This is a genomic window from Sediminicola sp. YIK13 (assembly GCF_001430825.1).
Taxonomy (GTDB): domain Bacteria; phylum Bacteroidota; class Bacteroidia; order Flavobacteriales; family Flavobacteriaceae; genus Sediminicola.
Genome location: NZ_CP010535.1, coordinates 3,378,940 through 3,402,702 on the forward strand (window position 1 = coordinate 3,378,940; position 23,763 = coordinate 3,402,702).

The following is a 23,763-nucleotide window of genomic DNA, read 5'->3' on the forward strand; positions in this document are numbered from 1 at the left end:
TAGATTTGACTGTTCGTCCATGCACGACCGTGCGAGGAGATGCGGCAATAGGTAGTGGTGCCGGATATCTGGAAATTTCTGATATTGTTGGACAGGTATTAAGTAGCGAAACTGGTATTTCTGAATTTAGCATAAGACCTTATGATTTTAAGGTTACCCCTGCCAGTTGTAGATATGTAGAAGGGCCGAATAGAGGAAAGACATTTTCTCTTAGTGGAGGTTATACGATAACAATTGACCCAACAATAGATTCATATTATGAAAGAGGAAATAATGGGGCTCTTTATTTTGAGGAAATAAATACTTCAGTTCTTTATGAGTTAAATTGTAATACAAACTCTATCAATGTATCAAATGCTATAGTTGATACGGATGTTGTGAAATGGGAATATAGATTTGAAGGAAATACTAAAGTTCTAGAAAATTCTCAAGGCAAAGCAAGCCTTCCGATTGATTTTGAAAATTTTGATATTGATTTGAATGCGAACAATAGTAAACTAATAGATTTTAGATATAAATTAAATGGAAATGTTTATTCACCATGGAGAACATATACAATAGTTGTTTGCTCCCCAAAACTTATTGAACCCAACGGAATAACAGAAGAAAATGAAACCTGTTTTGGAGCCAATGACGGGTCTGTGACCCTAACCTTTGACAGGAATGTAGATGTCGGTAGGGGATTTGAAATGCGTTATTTTGTTTATCAAGGAGATCCTAGCACGTTTTCAGGCTCTGTTAATCATTCTGTTCCACCACAAGCTTATAAAGAAATTCGATTTATTGAAGGACAAGGAGGAAGACTCGAGGATAATAATAACGGAACATTTAGTGGTCAAGTTACTGGATTAGAGGGTAGCTTTGCAGATACCAATGGGGTTACTTATGATTCTGCCGATTATTATATTGTATATCAAGAGGTAAGATATGATAAACCAAATGTTGGAGACGTGGAGGTCAAAAGCGGAGAAATAACCCCACAATTTACAATTAGTAGGCCAACCCAAATTGATATTTCCATCCCACCAGAAAATATAAACCAACCTAATTGTTCAGGAGAAACAGGTAGTGTAACCGTTATAGGCACTGGTGGGGGATTTGCGCCAAACACGGATGCTTCTTTGGAATATGGTATACAGGGAGTCCCTGATAGTTGGCAGAGCTCTCCAACTTTTTCTAATTTGTCTGGTGGGAAATATGTATTTCTAGCTAGAAGTCCAAATGGTTGTATAAGTGAACCTTCTATTGAGACAATTATTGATTCAATAAGCCCTTTAACATTTAGTAATCCAAATTCAGGAAGAGCTTCTTCCATTACAAGCCTTGATGGCTTTATTACAATTGAGTATGATGGTGGATCTCCCAACTATTCTTTCAAACTTGAAAAGCAAATTACAGAGACCTCTAATTTTGAAGAAGTTTCCACCACAACTATTATCAACAATACTCAAAATAAAAGAGTGGAGTTTAGTGATTTAGAGATAGGCACCTATCGCATTACTATTACCGATTTCAAGGGTTGTGAAATCACCTCCGAAAACATAGTAGTGACCTCAGATCCTGTACCTGATCTCGCTTCGGAACAAACCGACCAGATCAGTTGTTTTGGAGGTTCCGATGGACATGTAAGTGCGGAGGTATCCAATTTTACCTCCAATTACAGGTATCAATGGGTGATTAATGGAATTGCTTCTACTATCCAATCCGGATCATCTGGGACAATTGCATTGTCCTCCCTAAGTGAGACTGGGGACTATGTGCTAAGAGTGTCTGCTGGTAGGGTCTCAGATGCAGATTTTAATGATTCAGCCAACTATAGTACCGCTACCTTTTTGATAAATGAACCTGATCCCGTGGTTATTGATGGCATATTGGCAAATGATGTTAATTGCAATGGTAGTAATGATGGTTCCATTGTTTTAGGTCTTTCTGGCGGCGTCAGTTATGAATATACTTTTGAAATGGCCCCACTAGAGTCTGACTGGATACCTCTTAATGGCAATACCATCACGAATTTACCTCCTGGTTTTTATAGGGTAATCGTACGAAATGAAAACGGATGCGAGTCAGCCCCTTCAGCCTCTATTTTTATCGATGAACCAGACCAACTTTTGGTTTCGGAAATTGCGGCCCAAAGAATAAACGTTACCATCAACGGTGGCAATGATGGGGAAATCGAGATTGAAGTATCCGGTGGAACAGGACCCTATAGTTTTGCTTGGTCGGGACCCAATGGTTTTACCACGGAACAACAGAATTTAGTCGGACTCACAGCAGGGGAGTATCAGGTGGTGGTGACGGATGCTAATAATTGTTCAGTAAATCTTGGCCCAATACCCATTACCGAACCCGGACCCTTGGGAATCATTTCCTTAACGGCTTCTAACGTACTCTGTAAAAGGGATGCTACAGGAGGGATTGAGGCTGAGGTATCAGGAACACCTCCCTTTACATTTATTTGGACCAAGGATGGTGATCCTAATTTTGCCGCCCCAAACCAAGCTGCTATTAGCGCACTTACCGAAGGGATTTATACCTTGGAATTATCCGATGCTTCCGGTGATCCTGCGGTAAGCAGTTCGGTCATGGTAACTGAACCTTTGGAAGCACTTTTGAGTGAGATCATCCCAACAGATGCATCTTGTTTTAATGGAGGTGATGGCCAAATTACCATTAATGCCACAGGAGGAACGGCACCCTATCAATATGCGATCGATGATCGGTTCGGATATCAAGCAGGGAAAACCTTTTCTAATCTAACACCAAGAACATATATAGTTACTGTTCAGGATAGTAATGGGTGTTTATTTAATGCAAATGTGGTTGTGGGAGAACCCAATGCCATTACCATCGATACAGTTAACACCAGTATAACAGATGTAACCACCTCCGGGGGGTCGGATGGGGCCATTGATTTGGCTGTTATTGGTGGCACTGGAGCCTATTCTTATGGATGGTCAGGCCCAAATGTGAATGGTAGTACATCACAAAATTTAACAGGCCTTGCCGCAGGAGCATATCAAGTAACGGTTACTGATAGTAATGGATGTAACTTCTTGGAAGAATTTAATGTAGGCGAGCCAGGGCCGCTTGCCATTACCAATATTCAGGTAACGAATGTACGTTGTAAAGGCGAATCTTCGGGTAGAATTACTTCAACGGTAACCGGTAATGGTAACATCACTTTTGAATGGAGGAATGTAATGGCCAATAGCATTGTCAGCACAATGGGAAAGGATTTAGTAGGTGTCCCAGCCGGAATTTATACGCTTACCATTGCTGATGAAACAGCTAATCCGTCTGTAACAAGTAGACAAATTACGGTTCTAGAGCCCGAAGATCTATCAGTCGATATAATTCCTACTGAGGTATCCTGTTTTGGTGGCGGTGATGGAGTACTGCAAGTGAATGTCAGCGGAGGTACGCCACCTTTTACCTATGCCATAGATGGAATCAATTTTCAAAACAATAATCAGTTCAATAACCTATTGTCTGGTACCTATGAAGTAACAGTTCGAGACGGTAATAATTGTGAAGTATTTACAAGTGGTGGTATAACCCAACCACAAGAATTAGGAATTATTGTTGATCAGGAAAAAAACCTTACTTCCGCCAACACGGCTGATGGCGCAATTTCTATTACTGTGTTTGGAGGGGCCGCGCCCTACAGCTATCAATGGTCTTCCGATAGTGGCTTTACTTCAACAGATAAGGATATTAGTAATTTGGAAGGAGGGACCTATACCCTTGTAATAAGAGATGTTAATAATATTGTTGATGGCGATGGCTGTTATTTTACTCGTGATTTTAGGATTGCCGAGCCGGGGGAATTGATAGCTAGCTTGACCCAAACCGTATTCCTAGATTGTTATGGGGATGATTTTGCAGAGTTAACCGCCAATGTGGAAGGAGGTGTTGCACCATATACCTATCAATGGTATGCCATTCAAAATGGTTCGAACACCCTGTTATCTGAAGATTCAGGAATTATAGGGGATTTATCAGTAGGAGAATATTTTGTACGTGTTACAGATGCCAATTCGATATCCGTTGATACTGCTCCACTAGTTGTAGTTGCACCTAATTTGTTGGAGATTTATTTAGATGGTAAGGAAGATGTGCTTTGTTATGGTGAAGCGACGGGAAATATAACAATTTCAGTTGTTGGAGGAACTGGACCCTATCAATATTATTGGGACAACGGAGAAACCACAGAAGATTTGAGTGGACTGCTCGTCGGTGATTATGTTGTTGAGGTGGTAGATGCAAATGGATGTTTTACAGAAAGTAGTATTACCATAGAGGCGCCTTCGGATCCATTGCGCGTTGCAAGTGCCAATCTAGTGGATGTTACCGAATATCAGGCAAACGATGGGAGTATTCTTCTGGAAATTTCAGGAGGCTCAGGATCATATGGCATCAGATGGAACAGGCTTTCGGATAATGCATTCGTTGGGGAAACAAATCGTATAGAAAACCTTTCGGCGGATACATACGAAGTTTCGATTACCGATGGTAATGGCTGTACAATCAGTGAAAGTTATGTAGTCTCACAGCCTGATATTGTAGAGGAAACGATGGTGTCACCTACCTGTGCAGGGACTTCGGACGGAAGTATATCCGTTTTGGTAAATAAAGGGAACGGAGTGTTTACCTATTCTTGGAATACTGGAGATTCTACTAGGGATATTAACGGACTTCCTGCAGGCACATATACGGTTACTATTGGCGGCTTTGGCGAGGGACCAATAACCCGGACATATGTCTTGGAAGATCCTCTTCCTCTATTGGTTGACCTGGGTGAGGATAGGGTGTTGTGTAACGGACAACAGGTGGAATTGGATGCCACAGTGGCTGATCCTACGGCAACTTATTTGTGGTCTTCGGATCAAGGATATACCAATACGGAGTCTAAAGTAATATTGACTGAAAAAGGGAACTATACTTTGGTAGTAAAAAGTGAAAACGGCTGTACTGCCCAAGGTGCTGTTTTTATTGATGTAAGTTCTGATGAGATCAGTGCTGAATTTGCTAGTTCTAGTCAAGTATTCGTTGGGGAATCTTTGATTCTGGTAGATATCAGTTATCCTTTACCAGAAAGATTAGAGTGGATAGTTCCAGAAGAGGCAACAGTGGTTAAAAAGGATAATGATGAAGCCGAACTTATTTTTAATAGTCCTGGTGAATACGAAATAGGAATTGTTACCCACCGCGGACCATGCAGTGCCCAACAGACTAAAAAGGTGCTAGTACTTGCTAAGGATGCAACGGTGAATGAAGAAGAAATTGAATATAATAAGAAAGTTATAGAAAATATCGTGGTGTTTCCTAACCCAACAAGTGGACAATTTAATACACAGATCAATCTAACTGAACGGGGAAATGTGAGTATTAAGGTTTTCAGTTTTGCAAACAATGCCTTGATGGCCTCAGAAAAAGCAAGAGGGGAATCATCTTATAACATTTCCATGGATATTTCTGGCAAACCTGCCGGGGTTTACGCGATTGTACTGGAAACACCTTATGGTACCTCCCTAAGGAAGATTATCTTGAAGTAGGTAAAACAACAATAAATAAAAAACCCTGACCATTTTGGTCAGGGTTTTCCAATCTGAGTATAAGAATTCTTGAGTTATAGTTTCACATTAGAACCAATGTTCCCTTGAGCAATGACCACTTCCATATGGTTTGCATTTTGATGGATCTTTAGATGTCCATTAAAATTTACCAGCTCCTCATAAGAAATAGCAGTGCCATTGTCCAATTTAGAAACCATTGTAGTGCTAGCTTCACAATCACACTCAATAGCAGCAAGCGTAATGGCTGCTTCACCTCCTTGAACAGCATTGTTCAAATAGATTTTTGCCGGATGGATGTCCGTAGAGGAGTTGCTGATCTGCAATACAATTTCGGTTAGTCCCTTTTCTTTCTTGATAAAAGTAGCCGTACCACTAATGTTGGAATCAGATACTGCACTTAATTGGAAAACTCTACTGATAATAGAGGTTTCACTGTTGTCATCCTTGCTACAACCTGTAATAATTACCATTGTCAATGCGAAGAATAGATACGTATGTTTTTTCATTTTGTTTTAGTGTTTGTTCAATTATTGCGCAAATGAATGTTAAAAATGAATCCCTTCGGTTATTGCAGTTCCAAATACCAAAATAAACGTTGAAATGCATGTTATTGGGTTTAATTCCCTAAAAACTAGATAGGTAAGGCATGAAATGATGCATTGGTGAGTTGGTTTTATAGTGAGTATGGAGACAAAAAAACACCGATATTTGGTATATCAATTGTTGCTATTGTTCTAGGGGCGAGAATTACCTCACTTCGTTCGGTGAGTCCCGCCCGAACATCTTGATAGTGGAAAAGTCGGCATGGTATGCCGTGTTTTGGTTTCATGTGCCCTCGCACAAATACATTTGGCAAATGTTTGTCAGAAAGTGTTTTGAAGTATTTCAGGCGAGAATTACCTCACTTTGTTCGGTGAGTCCCGTTCGAACATGTTGAGAAGAAAAGACCGGTCCTTTCAGGACTGTTATTTTTGTTTTGCCCGCTTTCGCTCAAATAAATTTGGCTCAGCACTTAAAACAAAAAGACCAAAGCTTTCGCTTTGGTCTTTTCTTCATTTGTACTCGAGGCGGGACTTGAACCCGCACGGACTAATGTCCATTGGATTTTAAGTCCAACGTGTCTACCAATTCCACCACTCGAGCCTCTGCTTGCGCAGCGATCCTACCATTGGTAGAACGTGGATTTAAATGAGCGAAAAACGGTCCCGATAGCTATCGGGAGAACCCGCGACCAAAGTCGCTAGATTTTAGAGTCGTTACCGACACTAATTTTTCGATCTCAAAATGGAGCGAAAAACGGGATTCGAACCCGCGACCTCCACCTTGGCAAGGTGGCGCTCTACCAACTGAGCTATTTTCGCGAATGTTAAGAACGTTTGCCCATAGGGCCACATCTTTGTCTGATGCGGATGCAAATTTAATACAATTCTATAAAAGGCAAAGAAATTTGTTCAAAAAGAAATAAAAAAAATAAACCCCCACAACCCATGGCCCTCAGCCCTTTCTCCCTATAGCCATCAGGCCCTTAAGTACCAAGTTAATACGGCTGTTCCTCCACTGTCTAAGCGTTTTTCTTTTTGGTGAGCAAGCGCTGAATTTCGTTCAGTTTCATCAAGGCTTCCACAGGGGTAAGCGTATTAATGTCCAAATGAAGGATTTCTTCCTTAATTTGGGACAACAAAGGATCGTCCAAATTAAAAAAGCTCAGCTGCATTTCATTCTGTGCTGCCTTAAGATTATCCGTCAGCTCTTCATTGGAATGGGATTTCTCCAGCTTTTTCAGAATTTTATTGGCCTTATGGATCACCTGCTGCGGCATCCCCGCCATTTTGGCCACATGGATCCCAAAACTGTGTTCGCTGCCCCCAGGGGCAAGCTTGCGCAAGAACAGGACGTTGTCCTTGAGTTCCTTTACCGAGACATTGTAATTTTTTATCCTCGGAAAGGTGGCCGTCATCTCATTGATCTCATGGTAATGGGTGGCAAAGAGCGTTTTTGCCCGGGCAGGATGCTCGTGTAAATACTCAGATATCGCCCATGCTATAGAAATACCATCATACGTGCTGGTCCCCCTTCCTATTTCATCCAAAAGCACCAGGCTCCGCTCCGATAGGTTGTTCAATATGGAGGCGGTCTCGTTCATCTCCACCATAAACGTGGATTCCCCCATAGAAATGTTGTCACTGGCGCCCACTCTGGTGAAGATCTTGTCCACATACCCAATTTCGGCCGACTCTGCAGGGACAAAACTTCCCATCTGTGCCAAGAGGACAATCAGGGCTGTTTGCCGTAGAATGGCCGATTTACCACTCATGTTGGGCCCCGTGATCATAATAATCTGCTGTTCCTCCCGGTTCAAGGTCACATCATTGGCAATATAGGCCTCTCCCAAGGGCAACTGTTTTTCTATGACCGGGTGACGCCCATTTTTTATGAGCAGTTCCGTAGAGTCGTTCATGGTAGGGGCCACGTAATTATTGTCTTTTGCCAGTTGGGTGAACCCACAAAGGCAGTCTAGCTGGGCAATCAGTTGGGCGTTGTTCTGTACCGGGGAGATATACTCCTGCATCCAAACGATCAGTTGGGAGAACAGTTGTTGCTCCAAGTTTTGGATGCGCTCTTCGGCACCCAGAATTTTGGATTCATATTCCTTTAATTCCTCAGTAATGTACCGCTCTGCATTCACCAAGGTCTGTTTGCGGATCCATTCTTCCGGCACCTTGTCCTTATGCGTATTGCGGACCTCTATATAATACCCAAAAACATTGTTGGAGGCGATCTTCAGCGAGGTGATCCCTGTGCTTTTCGTTTCCCTTTCCAACATTTTGTTGAGGTAGTCCTTTCCGGAAAAAGCCAAGCCTCTAAGCTCGTCCAGCTCCTCCGAGTATCCTTTGGCTATAGTGCTGCCCTTGAGCATGTTCACAGGGGCTTCCTCACTTACCATTTCCTTGATCTTGCTCCTGAGCAACTCACAGGAATGTAGCTGGTCACCAATAAGTTTTACGGCTTCATTGGTGCTCTTGGTGGTCAGTTGTTTTACGGGTACAACGGCCTCCAGGGAATTCTTTAATTGTATGACTTCCTTGGGACTGATTTTACCCGTGGCCACCTTGGAGATCAAGCGCTCTAGATCACCCATCTGTTGAATGTTGTGCTGTAGTTTCTGCAGGGTGATGGGGTCCTCGTAGAGGTAAGTAATAACCTGGTGTCGTCTTCTTATCTTTTCAATATTCTTTAAGGGGAGCGCCAACCACCTTTTTAACAAGCGCCCGCCCATTGGGGAAATGGTCTTGTCTATAACATCCAATAAGGTGACCGCATTGAGATTGTTGGAATGGTAGAGCTCCAAATTTCGGATGGTAAACCTATCCATCCAGATATATTCTTCTTCAGCTATACGCTGTAATCTATTGATATGTTGTAATTGGCGATGCTGCGTTTCCGAAAGGTAGTGCAACACGGCCCCCGAGGCTACCACCCCATACGTTAAATGGTCCACCCCAAAACCTTTTAGGGTGCTGGTCTTAAAATGATTGGTCAGGGTTTCCAAGGCGTAGTCCTCTTGAAAGATCCAGTCTTCGGTAAAAAAGGTATGAAACTGCTTCCCGAAAACATCTAAAAATTCCTTTTTATTGGCCTTGGAGACCAATACCTCGTTTGGGGAAAAATTTTGCAGCAATTTATCGATCTGCTCCTCCGTTCCCTGGGAGGTGAGAAACTCCCCCGTAGATATATCCAAAAAGGAGACCCCTATGGTCTTTCGGCCAAAATGAACGGCACATAGGAAGTTATTGTCCTTGGCATTCAGGATGTCATCATTAAAAGCAACCCCTGGGGTTACCAATTCCGTGACTCCTCTTTTTACAATTGTCTTGGTCAGTTTTGGATCTTCCAATTGGTCACAGATCGCTACCCGTTGCCCGGCCTTTACCAATTTAGGCAAATACGTATTTAAGGAATGATGAGGGAACCCGGCCAATTCCGTCCGGTCCCCGCCATTATTTCTATGGGTGAGGATAATACCCAATATTTTGGAGGCCTTTACGGCATCTTCCCCAAAAGTTTCATAGAAATCGCCTACGCGGAACAACAATAGGGCATCAGGATATTTGGTCTTGATGGTATTGTACTGTTGCATTAAAGGGGTTACCTTTTTTGTTTTTTTTGAATTGGCCAAAGCGATTTTATTAACTTATTTTTGCAGAAATCTTATAGTAACGAAAGTACCATTTTCTTTAGGGTTGGCAAACCATTGTTGATATTTTGGGAATAACTTTTAGTCCATCTGGGCTTTGAGGTTCCTTGAATAACTAGAAAAGTGGATCATAAAAAGTATACATGCGAAAATTAGAGAATAGCGAGCTGAACAGATTGGATGTCAGCGAATTTAAAGAGGCGCAAAAGACCCCAATAATCATAGTGCTGGACAATATTAGGAGCCTTAACAATATAGGTTCGGTCTTTAGAACGGCCGATGCCTTTTTGGTAGAGAAAATTTATCTGTGCGGTATCACGGCAACCCCTCCCCATAAGGATATCCATAAAACCGCCTTGGGTGCCACCGATAGCGTAGTTTGGGAATATAGAAAGGATACCCTGGAGTTGATAGAGGAGTGTAAAGGTTTGGGCTATGAGACCATCGCCATAGAACAAGCTGAAAATGCCATTATGCTCAACGACTATAACCCTACAACAGATAAAAAACAAGTGTTGGTCTTTGGGAACGAAGTAAAAGGGGTGGCCCAAGACGTGGTCACAGCATGCGATAAGGTTATAGAAATTCCACAGTACGGAACCAAGCACTCCTTGAACATATCTGTAAGTGCGGGAGTGGTGGTCTGGGACCTCTGGTCAAAAATTGAACTGGCAGCCAAATCCGGTGTAAAATAAAAAGACCCAACGGTTACGTTGGGTCCAGATATAAAGATTGAGTTAGTTAGTTTTACTTTGAAAAGCACTGCAATTAAGCAAATCTGATTGATTTATACAATTATTAGGCGAAAATTTACATTCTAGGGTAGGGAGACGGTAAATCTTTGTATTTCATCCAAGATAAACTCGTAGTCGTTCTGGTTTTGTACAAAGTCGAGCTCACTCACATCAATGATCAAGCTTTTTCGTTCTGGGGAACTTTTGATAAAATCCAGATAGCCCCTATTGATCTTATCCAAATATTCGGCGGAAATGTTCTGTTCGTAATCGCGCCCTCTCTTTTTAATGTTGGCAAGCAATCGCTCCGAATTTTGGTACAGGTATATGAAAATATCGGGCTTTACCACTTCTTTGTGCATAAAGGAGAATACCTTCCTATATAAGGAGAACTCCTCTTTTTGAAGGGTCACGTTGGCAAAGATCAAAGATTTGTAGATATCGTAATCACTGACCATAAAATTCTTAAACAGATCAAATTGTGAGGTGTCGTCCGTAAATTGTTGGTACCTATCGGCCAGGAAAGACATCTCTAAAGGAAAGGCGTACCGGGATTGGTCCTCATAAAATTTGGGCAGAAAGGGGTTGTCCGCAAATCGTTCCAAAACCAATTTGGCATTAAAATCATCAGCGATCATATTGGCCAAGGTGGTCTTCCCAGCACCTATATTTCCTTCAATGGTGATGAAATGTAGTTTGGAAAAAAGTTCTTCTTTGCTTTTGTACAATTTAAATAAGGTTTTTTCCATGACACTTTTATCTGGACATTCTTGTAACAGATTTCTGGTGTCTTTGTTGATGATGGGGTGGTAAAATTGAGGGGCAATATCTGCCAAGGGCCGTAAAACAAACCGTCTATTTTGAAGATTTGGGTGTGGGACCACTAAATTCTCGGTTTTGATCACTTCCCGCTCATAGTACAATATGTCTATATCTATGGTCCTGGGTTGGTAACCTTCCGCATTTCCCCGTTTTCTTCCCAACGATGTTTCTACCTCCAAGATGGCCTCCAAGAGCTGTTCCGGTGACAGAAAAGTTTGAAGCGACAGGCATGCGTTTAGGAAGTCTTCCCCCTCAAAGCCCCATGAGGGGGTCTGGTAAACAGAAGAAAGCCCGGTGATGAAACCTGCTTTTTTTTGAATAGCGAACACAGCCTCCTGTAAGTTGTTCAACTTATTGCCTAGGTTGCTTCCTATAGATAGATATGTGGTCTTGGAATTATTCATAATTGGGAAAGCAAAATAAATAAAAGTAAGCGACTTAAATTACTATTATCCATAAAACAATTGAAATAAATATTTGTAACAAATCATATGAGTTTGCGACTATATAAGTAGCGCATTGTGAATACGGAACTATTACAATGACTATCTTTGAAACCGCAAATTTAATTTCGACTTTAATGAATTTTCTAAGAAACCTTTTAGCCTCAATTTTGGGAACATTGTTCGCAATTGGGATACTATTTGTAATGTTTGTAATTCTTGGCAGCCTTATAGGTGGGGCCGAGGATAGTGTGAGTGTAAAGAAAAATTCCATCTTGGAATTGCATATGGAAGATCCTGTGAGCGATTTTGTGGGCAACGCCGATGCAGATCCTTTTGGAGGGTTCTTTGATAAATCACAGGGATTGGATGAGATTTTACATGCCATAAAAGTCGCAAAGGATGATGACAATATTAAAGGTATCAGCATAAACAACAATTATATCCTAGCGGGAATGTCCCAAACACAGGCCATTCGCAATGCCCTTAAAGAGTTTAAGGAAGGCGGAAAATTTGTGTACGCCTATGGGGATTTTTACATGCAAAAGGATTACTATTTGTCCAGTGTGGCCGATGGGGTTTATTTGAATCCAGTTGGGGCCATGGACTTTAAAGGATTATCTTCGGAAGTATTGTTCTTTAAGGAGTTGCAGGAAAAGACAGGGATTAAGATGGAAGTGATCCGTCATGGGAAATACAAAAGTGCGGTAGAACCTTTCCTTGCCAATGAAATGAGTGATGCCAACAGAACGCAGATCAAAGAATTGATAGGTTCCCTGTGGACATCTATGGTAGAGGATATTGCCGAAGGAAGAAATATAAGTCCTGAAAATCTAAATGTAATTGCCGATACCTTGGGGGGAAGAACCCCGGAATATGCCAAGGCATCCGGTTTAATTGATGATATCCTTTTCTATGACCAGTATGAAGCTAAGTTGAGGGAAGTTGCTGAACTGGATGCCGATAAGGATGTAAACTATGTGGGTCTTAAGGATTACGTAAAATATGCCAAGAAGAAGAAGCTGAAGACCAGGGCCGATAAAATTGCCGTGATCTATGCCCAGGGCGAGATCATTTACGGCGAAGGGGGCCCGAATGTCATAGGGGCAGACATCATTAATGATGCCCTGATAAAAGCGAGGGAAGATAAGTCGGTCAAAGCTATTGTGCTCAGGGTAAATTCCCCGGGAGGTAGCGCCCTAACTTCGGATATTATCTGGAGGGAAGTGGAACTGACCAAAGAAATAAAGCCTGTAGTAGTTTCCATGGGTGATGTTGCCGCTTCTGGCGGATACTACATTGCTGTGGGTGCCGATAAGATTTTTGCAGAGCCTACCACCATTACCGGATCCATAGGCGTATTTGGGGTAGTTCCCAATATGACCGAATTGGCAGATAATATAGGCATCAATGCGGAACAGGTAGGGACCAATAAAAACTCTGTGGATTATTCGCTTTTTGAGCCCATGAGCGATTCTTTTAGAAATAGGGTTCAAGAAGGGGTAGAATCTACCTATAATACGTTCTTATCCAGGGTTGCCCAAGGAAGAAATATATCCGTAGCCAATGCCGATAGTTTGGCACAAGGTCGCGTTTGGAGTGGTGTGGATGCCAAAAGACTAGGTTTGGTCGATGAACTTGGTGGTTTGGAAGAGGCCATAGATGAAGCGGCCTCAATGGTGGGACTATCCTCTTACAGTATCAAGAATTTCCCAAAATATAAGTCGGGCTTCGAAAAGTTGATGGAAGATTTGGGTGGCAGTAGTGCCAAGGCCAAACAAGCATTTATCCAAGAAGAAGTGGGTACAGAGATCTACTCCATTTTACAACAGATGAAATCGGCCATGGATCAAAAAGGAGTTCAGGCCAGAATGCCCTTTGTGCTTAACATCAAGTAAGTATGACCTATAGGGACAAGAAATTTGCGCATACCATATACTTGTATTTGGGTGCGCTTTTTATCACCTCCTTGGTGGTCTCTAACCTCATTTTTCAAAAATTCTTTTACTGGACGCCTTTTGGTGAGGATGCCACAATTTTTGGCGCTCCGTTATTTGTGGTTTCCGTTGGTATCTTGCCCTATCCCTTAACATTCTTGATCACCGATCTTATTTCGGAGATCTACGGGGCCAAAAAAGCCAATCAGATCGTGACGGCAGGTATTTTTGCCTCCTTCTTTTCCATGGGGATTGTGTATTTGGCCAATGTGGCGCCCGCCGTGGATACGTCCCCCGTAAATGATTCAACCTTCAAACAGGTATTTGCCCTGTCCCCGGTGGCTGTACTGGCCTCTATGATCGCCTATTTGTTTGCCCAATATGTGGATATTGGTATTTACCATTTTTGGAAACGGTTGACCAAGGGAAAAATGCTTTGGCTGCGCAATAACTTTTCTACCTTTGCCTCTCAGTTTATTGATACTTTTACAGTAGTGAGTCTACTGTGTATTTTTGAGGTCATTCCTTGGAGCATGTTTTACGGGCTGGTGGTGAGCGGATTCATTTTTAAGATTTTAATAGCATTTATAGACACTCCTTTTCTCTATTTTTTCGTATATATCTTTAGAAAACGATTTAATCTTCAAATGGGGCAAGAAATAGATTTGGAAGTATAATAAATTTCAATACTTTTTGTTACCATTGAAAGTAGAAAAAAAAATTACGGTTAATTTTGTTTCCCGTAGTCTTAAATGCACAACACGTACATATTTATGAAAAGAAAAATAGCAAAAATTACAGGATTGGTTTTAGTGGTTTTAATAGGGGTCCTAGTTGCAGCACCCTTTTTTCTGAAGGGAAAAATAACAAAACTGATCAAGCAAAAGGTAAACACAAGTATCAATGCAACATTTGATTTTGCGGATGCCGATCTCAGCCTTTTTAGCAGTTTCCCCAACGCTACGGTTACTTTGGAAGATATTTCCTTGGTAAACAAGGCGCCGTTTGAAGGGGATACGCTATTTGCTTCCAATGAGGTGCAATTGAAAATGTCCGTCATGGAATTGTTCAAGGATGCCACTGAGCCTATAGAATTGACCTACCTTAAGATAGATGGGGCCCAATTGAATATTAAATATGATATGGCAGAAAATGCCAATTATGATATTGCGGTGGATAAGGGGGCAGACACAAAAGAGACCGAAGATAATTTTTTGCTTACCCTTCAGAAATATGAAATATTGAACTCCAATGTGGTGTACCATGACCTGGCATCCAACATGCGTTTGGAAATTTCAGAAATGAACCATAGTGGTACTGGAGATCTTTCTTTGGAGAAATCAGAATTGGATACGCAGACCACGGCCTTGGTGTCTTTTGAAATGGATAGTACCAATTACCTGAACAAAAACCCTGTTCAGTTAAAGGCCCTGATCGGGGTAGATTTAAAAGAGTTCAAGTATACCTTCCTAAAAAATGAAGCCATGGTCAATCAATTGGCGTTGGTATTTGACGGTTATGTAAAAATGAACGAGGACAATCAGGAGGTGAACATCAGTTTTAAAACCCCTTCTTCGGATTTTAAAAACTTCTTGGCGGTCATTCCTGAAACCTATTCCAAAAACATTGAAAATGTAAAAACAACTGGGAATTTTACCGTGGAAGGAGCTTTTACGGGGATTGTGGATGATCTTCATATCCCTCAGTTCAAGATAGATATCAAATCTGATAATGCGTCTTTCAAATACCCAGACCTGCCAAAATCGGTGAACAATGTCCATATTGATACCGAAATTACCAATATCACCGGAATAACGGAAGATACCTTTGTGGATATCCGTAAGCTGAGCTTCATGATAGATCAGGATAAGTTTAATATGGTGGCTAATATTAAGGACCTGATGGGGAATACCAAGGTCAATGCCCATATTGATGGAAAAATGAACCTCGCCAATATCTCCAAGGCCTACCCAGTTCCTTCAGACTTAGATTTAAAAGGAATTCTTACTGCGGATATTTCCACGGCTTTTGATATGGCCACGGTGGAGAAAAAGCAATATGAAAATACCAAGACAAGTGGGAAATTGACCCTTCAGGGGTTTGAATATAAATCAGCTGAAATTCCCAATCCTGTAAAATTGGAGAATACGGCAGTAACTTTTAATCCTAAAACGGTTACCCTAAATGAATTGAAGGGGACTACCGGGAAAACAGATTTTGATGTTACCGGAACCATCAACAACCTCCTGGGCTTTATGTTCAATGACGAAAAGGTAGAGGGTAATTTCAACCTCACATCCAACACCTTTGCCCTCAACGATTTTATGGTGGCCGAGACAACAGGGGAAGGGACAGATGCAACATCTAAAACCCCGCCCGCTGCAGAGGAGAAAATTAAAATCCCTTCTTTTTTGGACTGTACCATTAATGCCACGGCGACCAATGTGCTTTATGATAACCTCACGCTGAAAAATGTTTCCGGGACCCTAAAGATCAAGGACGAAAAGGCGGAGCTCCTCAATATGACCTCTTCTATTTTTGATGGGAAATTGGCATTTAACGGAGAAGTGTCCACCAAGAACGACACCCCTACCTTTGCCATGAAGTTGGGGATGGAAAGTTTTAAAATTGGAGAAACGTTCAAGTCTTTGGAGCTATTCAAAGTCCTGGCGCCTATAGCCAACATTTTGCAGGGTACCCTTAATTCGGACATCGCGCTTTCAGGAAACCTAAAGGATGATTTCACCCCTAATCTGGTGAGCCTATCAGGGAATATCCTAGCCTCCTTGTTCACAGAAAAAATAGACGCCGATAAATCTAAACTCTTGTCCAGTTTGGATGGGGCATTAAGCTTTGTCGATTTTAATAAATTGGATTTAAAGGAATTGAAAACGGCACTTACTTTTGAGGACGGACTTGTAAAGGTGAAACCTTTTACCATCAAATATCAGGATATAGCGATCAATGTTGCTGGAAGCCATACGTTCGATCAAAAATTAAACTATACAGCCACTTTTGAAGTGCCAGCCAAATATCTGGGCAAGGACATCTCCAATCTGATCGCTAAAATAGACGACAAGTCGTTGGAGGGACTTACGATCCCCGTAAGTGCGAACATAGGCGGACTCTATTCCAGTCCGACAGTGAGTACCGACCTTACAAGTGGTGTAAAAAACCTAACAGCAAAGCTTGTTGAGATTGAAAAGCAAAAGCTGCTCAATCAAGGAAAAGATAAGGCGAAAAATTTGATCGGAGGTCTGTTGGGAGGCGATGCCAAAACCAAGGATTCTACTGCCCAGAGCACTACAGCTCAAGAGGGAGTGAAGGAAGTTTTGGGAGGGCTATTGGGCACAAAGCCTAAAACCCAGGATACCACAGCGGCAAATACCAATACCACGCCACCTAAGAAGGATGCCATAAAAGAGGCTGCCTCAGGGGTATTGGGCGGATTTTTGAACAAGAAAAAGAAGGATGCCGAAGTAAAAAAGGACAGCGTCAATTAATACTTAGAGAGATATAGTAGCCTTCGCTACCCCTAACATTAAAAACGGTATTGTCCTCAAAGATGAGGTATTGTCCTTTTATACCTTTGAGAATACCCTTGAAATGGGGTGTTTTTTCAAGATTGAGGCTTTTTACCTTTTCCGGGTATCGCAATACAGGAAATTCCATATGGCTTTCCTGGTTGTTTTCGATAAAATATGGGGCAGCCTCCTCCGGGATGTACTGCCTCAATTTATTTCTATATTCAACCAAATCCTCATCATCCACATTGTTGGTGAGCATTTTGCGCCAATTGGTTTTGTCGCCGATATGATCTTTAAGGGCAACCTCGGTGATTCCCGCCAAATAACGATTGGGAACTTCAACTATTTCAATGGCCTCATGGGCTCCCTGGTCTATCCATCTTGTAGGGACCTGTGATTTTCGGGTCACGCCCACCTTAATATTACTGGAATTGGCCAAGTATACAACATGGGGCTGAAGTTGTACCTTCTTTTCATACTCCAAATCCCTGTCCTCCTGATCTAAATGGGCCGTGCTCAATTCAGGTCTCATGATCCAATCTCCTGCTGAGGGGATTTCAAAAAAGCAATTGCGACAAAACCCCTGTCTGTAGATAGGCTTGTCCAAATTGCAATTTAGACACTGGTATTTAATGAATTCAATTTCCAATTCCTTGTCCAGCACTTGGTTGACATTTAAAAAGTCGTTTTCAAAAACCAGATAATATTGAATGGGGTTTCCTATTTCTGTTTGCATTTTTTTTAAGACTCCCTTGAACTGCATAAAAGCGTATTTATTTAATTAGAATTCAATTTGAAATGATAACTTTAAAAACTATTTTTAAGACATAAACCAAAAATCAAAGCCTATCATTTATAGGATAAAGATACCGAAAAATGCCAATACCGTTATTTAATTCCATCGCATCTTGGTTGCTAAAAAAGCGCGATCACCAGATAGAACTTTTCTTGAAATATCCAGGAGAAGTGCAGGAAGAGGTGTTGCGCCAATTATTGTCCATTGCCGAGGATACGGAACTGGGAAGAAAATACGGATTTAAGTCCATCCCCAATTATAAAACTTTTGCAGAACGGGTGCCCATAGTTTCCTATGAGGAATTTGAGCCCATGATAGAACGCGCCAGAAGGGGAGAGCAAAATATATTTTGGCCCACGGCAATCAAGTGGTTTGCAAAAAGTAGTGGAACCACCAATGCGAAAAGTAAATTTATTCCGGTAAGCAGTGAGGCCCTGGAAGACTGCCATTATAAATCGGGCAAGGACCTGTTGTGCCTTTATCTTAACAATAACGAAAATTCCCAGTTGTTTACAGGAAAGAGTCTTCGGCTTGGAGGAAGTAAGGAGCTGTATCAGGACAATGGCACCTTCTTTGGGGACCTATCTGCCATCCTGATAGACAATATGCCGTTTTGGGCAGAATTGAGCAGTACCCCAAGCAATAAGGTCTCCTTAATGAGCGAGTGGGAATCCAAAATGCAGGCCATCATTAAGGAAAGCGTACAGGAAAATGTCACCAGTTTGGCCGGTGTACCGTCTTGGATGTTGGTGCTCTTGAACAATGTGCTGGAGGAGACGGGCAAGGACCATCTGTTCCAGGTGTGGGAAAATTTGGAGGTCTATTTCCACGGTGGTGTCAACTTTGGACCTTATAAGGACCAATACAAATCGTTACTGCCAAGAAAAAACTTTAATTATTACGAGATTTATAATGCCTCCGAAGGCTTTTTTGCCATACAGGATAGAAACCATGCCGATGATCTATTGTTGATGTTGGACTATGGAATATTCTATGAGTTCATCCCCATGGATAATTACGGCACCCTGGAGCAAAGGGTGGTCCCCTTGTGGGAAGTAAGGCCCAAAGTAAATTATGCCATCCTTATCACGACCAATGCAGGGCTATGGCGCTACAAGATAGGGGATACGGTTCGCTTTACTTCTACAGATCCGTACCGTATAAAAGTAACGGGTAGGACCAAGCACCATATCAATGTTTTTGGGGAGGAATTGATCATAGAAAATGCGGAGGAGGCCCTAAAAAGTATCTGTAAAAAAACAGGTGCCGAAATCAAAGATTATACCGCTGCCCCAATCTTTATGAGCGATAAGGAAAAGGGAGGTCATGAGTGGATCATTGAATTCAGAACACCGCCCGAAGAGATCGAGTACTTCACGGAAATATTGGATAATGCCCTTAAATCCTTGAATTCAGATTACGAGGCAAAACGCTATCACAATATGACTTTGAATATGCCAAAAGTGCATATTGCGCGTCATAATCTTTTCTACGATTGGCTAAAATCCAAAGGTAAACTTGGAGGTCAACATAAAATACCACGGTTGTCCAATGAGAGGACTTATGTCGAAGAATTGCTACAAATGAACAAGTAAATAGTGTTTTTGGCGGAAATTGACGCAAATTGTCTTCAATAATTGTCCCCTATTAACCTTAAAGCTTTTTATTATGGCAGAACGACTAGTAGTATTATCAGACATGTGGGGTGCAAAAAAAGGACTCTGGATCACTTCTTATCTAGGATATTTACAGCAACATTTTGACATCGTATTTTATGATTGCCAGCAATTGGCCAACATTGATTTGGCGGTAGATACCAATAAAAATGTACATCAGGCCTTTGTAAATGGGGGTATAGATACCGCTGTTAAGCATCTATTGAAGAAAGAGACCGTACCTAGCCATTATTTGGCCTTCAGTACTGGAGGAACCATAGCATGGAAAGCAGCACTAGCTGGCTTGAAAATGAAATCGCTCTACACTGTTTCGGCAACACGGATCAGAAATGAATCTGAGAAGCCCGAGTGCAGGACGACTTTAATTTATGGAGGTAAAGATGAATTTAGACCTTCCGATGAATGGGCCAAAAACTTGGATTTGGAATTAGAGATCATTCCCAACTTTGGACATGATCTGTATTCGGATGAAAAAATTATACAAAAGGTATGTAAGGACCTATTGGGTAGGGCTATAAAAAAGCAGCTTCAGTCTTAAGAAGCTGCTTTTAGTTTTTTCAATGTCACAAAGGAAAGCTTTTCCTCGGCATAGGTTTTGGTCACCTTGAATTCACTTTCATCGCTGCTTGGTAATTCGAACATGGCATCGGTGAAAATGGCTTCACAAAGGGATCTCAATCCCCTGGCACCCAATTTGTATTCAATAGCTTTCTTTACGATGTAGTTCAATGCCTCATCCGTAATTTTAAAGCTAATGTTATCCATGGCAAACAATTTCTCATATTGTTTGATAATGGCATTCTTAGGTTCGGTAAGGATTGCTCTAAGTGTTTCCTCATCTAACGGATTCATATGTGTAAGAACCGGTAATCGTCCAATAATCTCAGGAATTAAACCAAATTCTTTTAAATCCCTAGGGATAATATATTGTAGGATATTGGTGTTGTCCAGGTTGTCCTCAGCTTTGGAGGCACTGTAACCAACAGCTTGCATATTCAAGCGTTTGGTGATGATACGTTCAATACCATCAAAGGCACCACCCGCGATAAACAGGATATTTTCCGTATTGACCTCAATAAATTTTTGATCTGGATGTTTACGTCCTCCCTTTGGTGGGACATTTACAACCGTACCTTCAAGAAGCTTCAACAAACCTTGTTGCACGCCTTCGCCAGACACATCCCTTGTTATGGAAGGATTATCGCTTTTGCGGGCTATCTTGTCTATCTCATCAATAAATACGATTCCACGCTCCGCTTTTTCCAAATTGTAATCGGCAGCCTGAAGCAACCTGGTAAGGATACTTTCAACATCTTCACCTACATAACCAGCTTCAGTCAATACGGTGGCATCAACAATTGCCAAGGGCACATTCAACATTTTAGCGATGGTTTTGGCCATCAATGTTTTCCCTGTTCCCGTTTGCCCGGCCATGATGATATTACTCTTTTGAATTTCTATATCGTCTTCCTTGCTCTTGGGCTGTAATAAACGTTTGTAGTGGTTGTATACTGCAACGGACATCACCTTTTTGGTGCGATCCTGTCCTATGATAAACGTGTCTAAAAACTCCTTGATATCCAAAGGCTTTCTAAGGGTCAACTCAGAAGAAAGATCGTTCTTGTCCGATTGTTTTGATTCTTCGGCAACTATTCCGTGCGCCTGCTCAATACATCTGTCACATATGTGTGCATCCAAACCAGCAATCAATAGATTGGTTTCCGGTTTCTTCCTTCCGCAAAAAGAGCATTCTAAATTTTCTTTTGCCATAATATTGGGGGTAACATAAAACACAATAACGCTTGTATCGTGCTTTTGGTTTAATTGGACGGACTTTTAATTCCGTACCTCATTCCTTTATCGGGATTATTTGTCGTCCCTTACTAATATTTCATCGATCATGCCATATTTCAAGGCCTCATTGGCTTTCATCCAATAGTCCCTGTCACTATCCTCGTTCACCTTTTCAAAAGTCTGTCCGGAATGCTTGGAAATGATCTGGTACAACTCATCTTTAAGCTTAAGAATTTCCCTAGCAGTAATCTCTATATCGCTTGCCTGTCCCTGTGCACCACCTAAAGGTTGGTGAATCATAACACGGGAATGTGTTAACCCACTGCGCTTACCTTTTTCGCCTGCGCACAATAATACAGCTCCCATGGAAGCGGCAATACCAGTACAGATAGTTGCCACATCTGGTTTTATAAATTGCATGGTGTCATAAATTCCTAGACCAGCATATACACTTCCTCCCGGAGAGTTGATGTAGATCTGAATGTCCTTGGAGGCATCCGCACTTTCCAAAAACAACAATTGTGCCTGTACAATATTGGCGACCTGGTCATTGATGCCGGTTCCTAAAAAAATGATCCTATCCATCATCAATCTGGAAAAAACATCCATTGCAATAGCATTTAGTTGTCTTTCCTCAATAATGTTGGGGGTCATTGCCGACGGATACATGGTACTCATGATTTTGTCATAGTACATGCTGCTGATCCCTTGGTCTTTTATAGCGTAGTTTTTGAACTCTTTTCCGTAATCCATGTGTTTTCTTCGATATTTTTTTTGAAACAAAAAAAGGTGCCGAAAAATAATTTCCGGCACCGTAAAGATACTTAAATTATTTTTGAAAACTACCCATAAACTTCTTTCACAAAGTTCTCGTAGGTCACTTCTTTAGTTTTCAAATTTGCTTTCTCCTTGTATAGTTTTAATAGTTTCTGGCTCATCAATTGTTCAGACAATCTGCGAACCTCGTCTTGGTTGGATAAAACCCTTGCAGCAATATTGTCCAATTCTTCCTCTTTAGGATCCATTTGTCCAAATTGTGCCATTTGAGTTTTGATAAAACCTTTGGCGAAATCTTTTAACTCGTCAAATTGTACTTGAATATCGTTTTCTTTAATGATCTTGCCCTCGATCAATTGATAACGCAAACCTTTTTCAGATTTTTCATATTCTGCCTTGGCCTCTTCTTCTGTCAACGGTTTTTCACCGGTAGACTGTATCCATTTTGTTAAGAAGTCTGCCGGAAGGTCAAATTTTGTATTTTCAATAAAATACTCGGTAACATCATTCAGTAATTTCTGATCTGCTTGTTGCTCAAATTGCTTTTCAGAATCTTCTTTTATTCTTGCTTCTAGCTCTTTCTTAGACGTAACCACATCTTTTCCGAAAAGCTTATCGAACAACTCTTGGTCCAATTTAGCTGGTTCCCTTTCGTTGATCTCTTCAACCGTAAAAGTAACCTCGATGTCTAAATTTTCTGCTTTATCTGCCTGTATTCCCAAGATATTGGCAAGAAGGTGATCTTCTTTGAATAAACCTTTGGTTTTTAAGGTGACTACATCTCCCGCTTTTTTGCCCAAAAGACTGTCGATTGCCTTTTTGTTTGAGATTTGATCTAGCTCAAGAGTTGATTTCTTGTCTATTCCTTCCTCTTCATTTTTGAAAACTCCAGTGATTTCATCTTTTTTGCCAGCCTCGGTTTTATTTACCAATTTCCCGTATTGTTTTTGAATACGTTCAACTTGCTCGTCAATCATTTTCTTGTCGGCAACAATTTGGTAATGGGTAATGGCTTTTTTGGATTTAAGATTTATCTCAAAGCTCGGAGCCAATCCCAATTCGAATTCAAAATCCAAATCTTCGGCATCCCAGTTAAAATTGTCCTGTTGTTTTGGAAGTGGGTTACCAAGAACATCCAATTTTTCTTCGGTAAGGTATTTGTTCAGGTTATCCTGAAGAAGTTTGTTGACTTCATCAACCAAAACGGCTTTCCCGTATTGTTTTTTTATCAAGCCCATTGGAACCTGGCCTTTTCTAAAACCTGGGATATTGGCTGACTTTCTATAGTCCTTTAATATATTTTCTACTTTGTCCTTGTAATCGTCCTTTGTAATGGCAACTTTTACAACAGCATTTAACTCGTCAATCTGCTCTTTTGTGATGTTCATCTCTGTATCGAATTTTACATAAATAAAATGGGATGCAAAAGTAGTACATTTTAATAAGTTCGCCAAGTTTTTAAATTACTGAATGTCAAACCGTA

Annotated in this window: 14 protein-coding genes and 2 tRNA genes; 7 read left to right on the forward strand and 9 right to left on the reverse strand. The window is 41.2% G+C overall.

Annotated elements, in window-relative coordinates:
• Positions 1-5: 5 nt before the first annotated feature.
• Positions 6-5,558 (forward strand): T9SS type A sorting domain-containing protein, encoded by a 5,553-nt coding sequence (locus tag SB49_RS14945; RefSeq protein ID WP_162254210.1) that lies wholly within the window; start codon positions 6-8, stop codon positions 5,556-5,558.
• Between the two features lie 74 nt (positions 5,559-5,632).
• Here SB49_RS14945 and SB49_RS14950 read toward each other — a convergent pair whose 3' ends face one another.
• The 4 genes from SB49_RS14950 to mutS form a co-directional block, all read right to left on the reverse strand.
• Entirely contained in the window at positions 5,633-6,085 is a 453-nt protein-coding gene (locus SB49_RS14950; protein ID WP_062058254.1) for a hypothetical protein, read from the reverse strand.
• Between the two features lie 553 nt (positions 6,086-6,638).
• Positions 6,639-6,722, reverse strand: a tRNA-Leu gene (locus SB49_RS14955).
• A gap of 142 nt (positions 6,723-6,864) precedes the next feature.
• Positions 6,865-6,940: transfer RNA gene (locus tag SB49_RS14960), tRNA-Gly, on the reverse strand.
• A gap of 200 nt (positions 6,941-7,140) precedes the next feature.
• Positions 7,141-9,717 carry a DNA mismatch repair protein MutS gene (gene mutS, locus SB49_RS14965; protein WP_062059287.1) on the reverse strand — a complete coding sequence of 859 codons (2,577 nt, stop codon included), beginning with the start codon at positions 9,715-9,717 and terminating at the stop codon, positions 7,141-7,143.
• A 200-nt stretch (positions 9,718-9,917) separates the two neighbouring features.
• Here mutS and SB49_RS14970 point away from each other — a divergent pair, with 200 nt between their 5' ends.
• Positions 9,918-10,469, forward strand: a complete 552-nt coding sequence (locus SB49_RS14970; protein WP_062058257.1) for an RNA methyltransferase — start codon at positions 9,918-9,920, stop codon at positions 10,467-10,469.
• A 122-nt stretch (positions 10,470-10,591) separates the two neighbouring features.
• On the opposite strand, the gene folK is transcribed toward SB49_RS14970, so the two are convergent.
• Complete coding sequence (gene folK, locus SB49_RS14975) at positions 10,592-11,734, reverse strand: 2-amino-4-hydroxy-6-hydroxymethyldihydropteridine diphosphokinase (RefSeq protein ID WP_062058260.1); 1,143 nt, start codon at positions 11,732-11,734, stop codon at positions 10,592-10,594.
• Between the two features lie 176 nt (positions 11,735-11,910).
• Between folK and sppA the strand changes: the two genes are divergently transcribed.
• The 3 genes from sppA to SB49_RS14990 all read left to right on the forward strand — a co-directional run bounded on the left by sppA (position 11,911) and on the right by SB49_RS14990 (position 17,213).
• A complete protein-coding gene (gene sppA / locus SB49_RS14980; protein ID WP_062059290.1) occupies positions 11,911-13,671 on the forward strand; it encodes a signal peptide peptidase SppA in 1,761 nt (586 codons plus the stop codon).
• 2 nt (positions 13,672-13,673) lie between these two features.
• Positions 13,674-14,387 carry a queuosine precursor transporter gene (locus tag SB49_RS14985; RefSeq protein WP_062058263.1) on the forward strand — a complete coding sequence of 238 codons (714 nt, stop codon included), beginning with the start codon at positions 13,674-13,676 and terminating at the stop codon, positions 14,385-14,387.
• A gap of 96 nt (positions 14,388-14,483) precedes the next feature.
• Positions 14,484-17,213, forward strand: a complete 2,730-nt coding sequence (locus SB49_RS14990) for an AsmA-like C-terminal region-containing protein (protein WP_062059293.1) — start codon at positions 14,484-14,486, stop codon at positions 17,211-17,213.
• Here SB49_RS14990 and SB49_RS14995 read toward each other — a convergent pair.
• Positions 17,206-18,000: a DUF2797 domain-containing protein gene (locus SB49_RS14995; protein WP_062058266.1), complete on the reverse strand. Its 795-nt coding sequence runs from the start codon at positions 17,998-18,000 to the stop codon at positions 17,206-17,208. The two genes, SB49_RS14990 and SB49_RS14995, sit on opposite strands and share 8 nt — an antisense overlap.
• Positions 18,001-18,113: 113 nt before the next feature.
• Here SB49_RS14995 and SB49_RS15000 point away from each other — a divergent pair, with 113 nt between their 5' ends.
• Positions 18,114-19,628 carry a GH3 auxin-responsive promoter family protein gene (locus SB49_RS15000; protein ID WP_062058269.1) on the forward strand — a complete coding sequence of 505 codons (1,515 nt, stop codon included), beginning with the start codon at positions 18,114-18,116 and terminating at the stop codon, positions 19,626-19,628.
• Between the two features lie 73 nt (positions 19,629-19,701).
• Positions 19,702-20,247, forward strand: coding sequence for an alpha/beta hydrolase (locus SB49_RS15005; RefSeq protein WP_062058272.1), 546 nt, complete (start codon positions 19,702-19,704; stop codon positions 20,245-20,247).
• Here the strand turns inward: SB49_RS15005 and clpX are convergent.
• The 3 genes from clpX to tig all read right to left on the reverse strand — a co-directional run bounded on the left by clpX (position 20,244) and on the right by tig (position 23,668).
• Positions 20,244-21,479 (reverse strand): ATP-dependent Clp protease ATP-binding subunit ClpX, encoded by a 1,236-nt coding sequence (gene clpX, locus SB49_RS15010; RefSeq protein ID WP_062058275.1) that lies wholly within the window; start codon positions 21,477-21,479, stop codon positions 20,244-20,246. The genes SB49_RS15005 and clpX overlap by 4 nt on opposite strands.
• Before the next feature lie 96 nt (positions 21,480-21,575).
• Positions 21,576-22,256 (reverse strand): ATP-dependent Clp endopeptidase proteolytic subunit ClpP, encoded by a 681-nt coding sequence (gene clpP, locus SB49_RS15015; RefSeq protein WP_062058278.1) that lies wholly within the window; start codon positions 22,254-22,256, stop codon positions 21,576-21,578.
• An 89-nt stretch (positions 22,257-22,345) separates the two neighbouring features.
• Positions 22,346-23,668 carry a trigger factor gene (tig, locus tag SB49_RS15020; RefSeq protein WP_062058281.1) on the reverse strand — a complete coding sequence of 441 codons (1,323 nt, stop codon included), beginning with the start codon at positions 23,666-23,668 and terminating at the stop codon, positions 22,346-22,348.
• Between the last annotated feature and the right edge of the window lie 95 nt (positions 23,669-23,763).

Excerpts from the sequence above, each read along its gene's own strand:
- SB49_RS14950 (WP_062058254.1), bottom strand. The coding sequence starts at position 6,085 with ATGAAAAAACATACGTATCTATTCTTCGCATTGACAATGGTAATTATT.
- mutS (WP_062059287.1), bottom strand. The coding sequence starts at position 9,717 with ATGCAACAGTACAATACCATCAAGACCAAATATCCTGATGCCCTATTG.
- SB49_RS14970 (WP_062058257.1), top strand. The coding sequence starts at position 9,918 with ATGCGAAAATTAGAGAATAGCGAGCTGAACAGATTGGATGTCAGCGAA.
- folK (WP_062058260.1), bottom strand. The coding sequence starts at position 11,734 with ATGAATAATTCCAAGACCACATATCTATCTATAGGAAGCAACCTAGGC.
- sppA (WP_062059290.1), top strand. The coding sequence starts at position 11,911 with ATGAATTTTCTAAGAAACCTTTTAGCCTCAATTTTGGGAACATTGTTC.
- SB49_RS14985 (WP_062058263.1), top strand. The coding sequence starts at position 13,674 with ATGACCTATAGGGACAAGAAATTTGCGCATACCATATACTTGTATTTG.
- SB49_RS14990 (WP_062059293.1), top strand. The coding sequence starts at position 14,484 with ATGAAAAGAAAAATAGCAAAAATTACAGGATTGGTTTTAGTGGTTTTA.
- SB49_RS14995 (WP_062058266.1), bottom strand. The coding sequence starts at position 18,000 with ATGCAGTTCAAGGGAGTCTTAAAAAAAATGCAAACAGAAATAGGAAAC.
- SB49_RS15000 (WP_062058269.1), top strand. The coding sequence starts at position 18,114 with ATGCCAATACCGTTATTTAATTCCATCGCATCTTGGTTGCTAAAAAAG.
- SB49_RS15005 (WP_062058272.1), top strand. The coding sequence starts at position 19,702 with ATGGCAGAACGACTAGTAGTATTATCAGACATGTGGGGTGCAAAAAAA.
- clpX (WP_062058275.1), bottom strand. The coding sequence starts at position 21,479 with ATGGCAAAAGAAAATTTAGAATGCTCTTTTTGCGGAAGGAAGAAACCG.
- clpP (WP_062058278.1), bottom strand. The coding sequence starts at position 22,256 with ATGGATTACGGAAAAGAGTTCAAAAACTACGCTATAAAAGACCAAGGG.
- tig (WP_062058281.1), bottom strand. The coding sequence starts at position 23,668 with ATGAACATCACAAAAGAGCAGATTGACGAGTTAAATGCTGTTGTAAAA.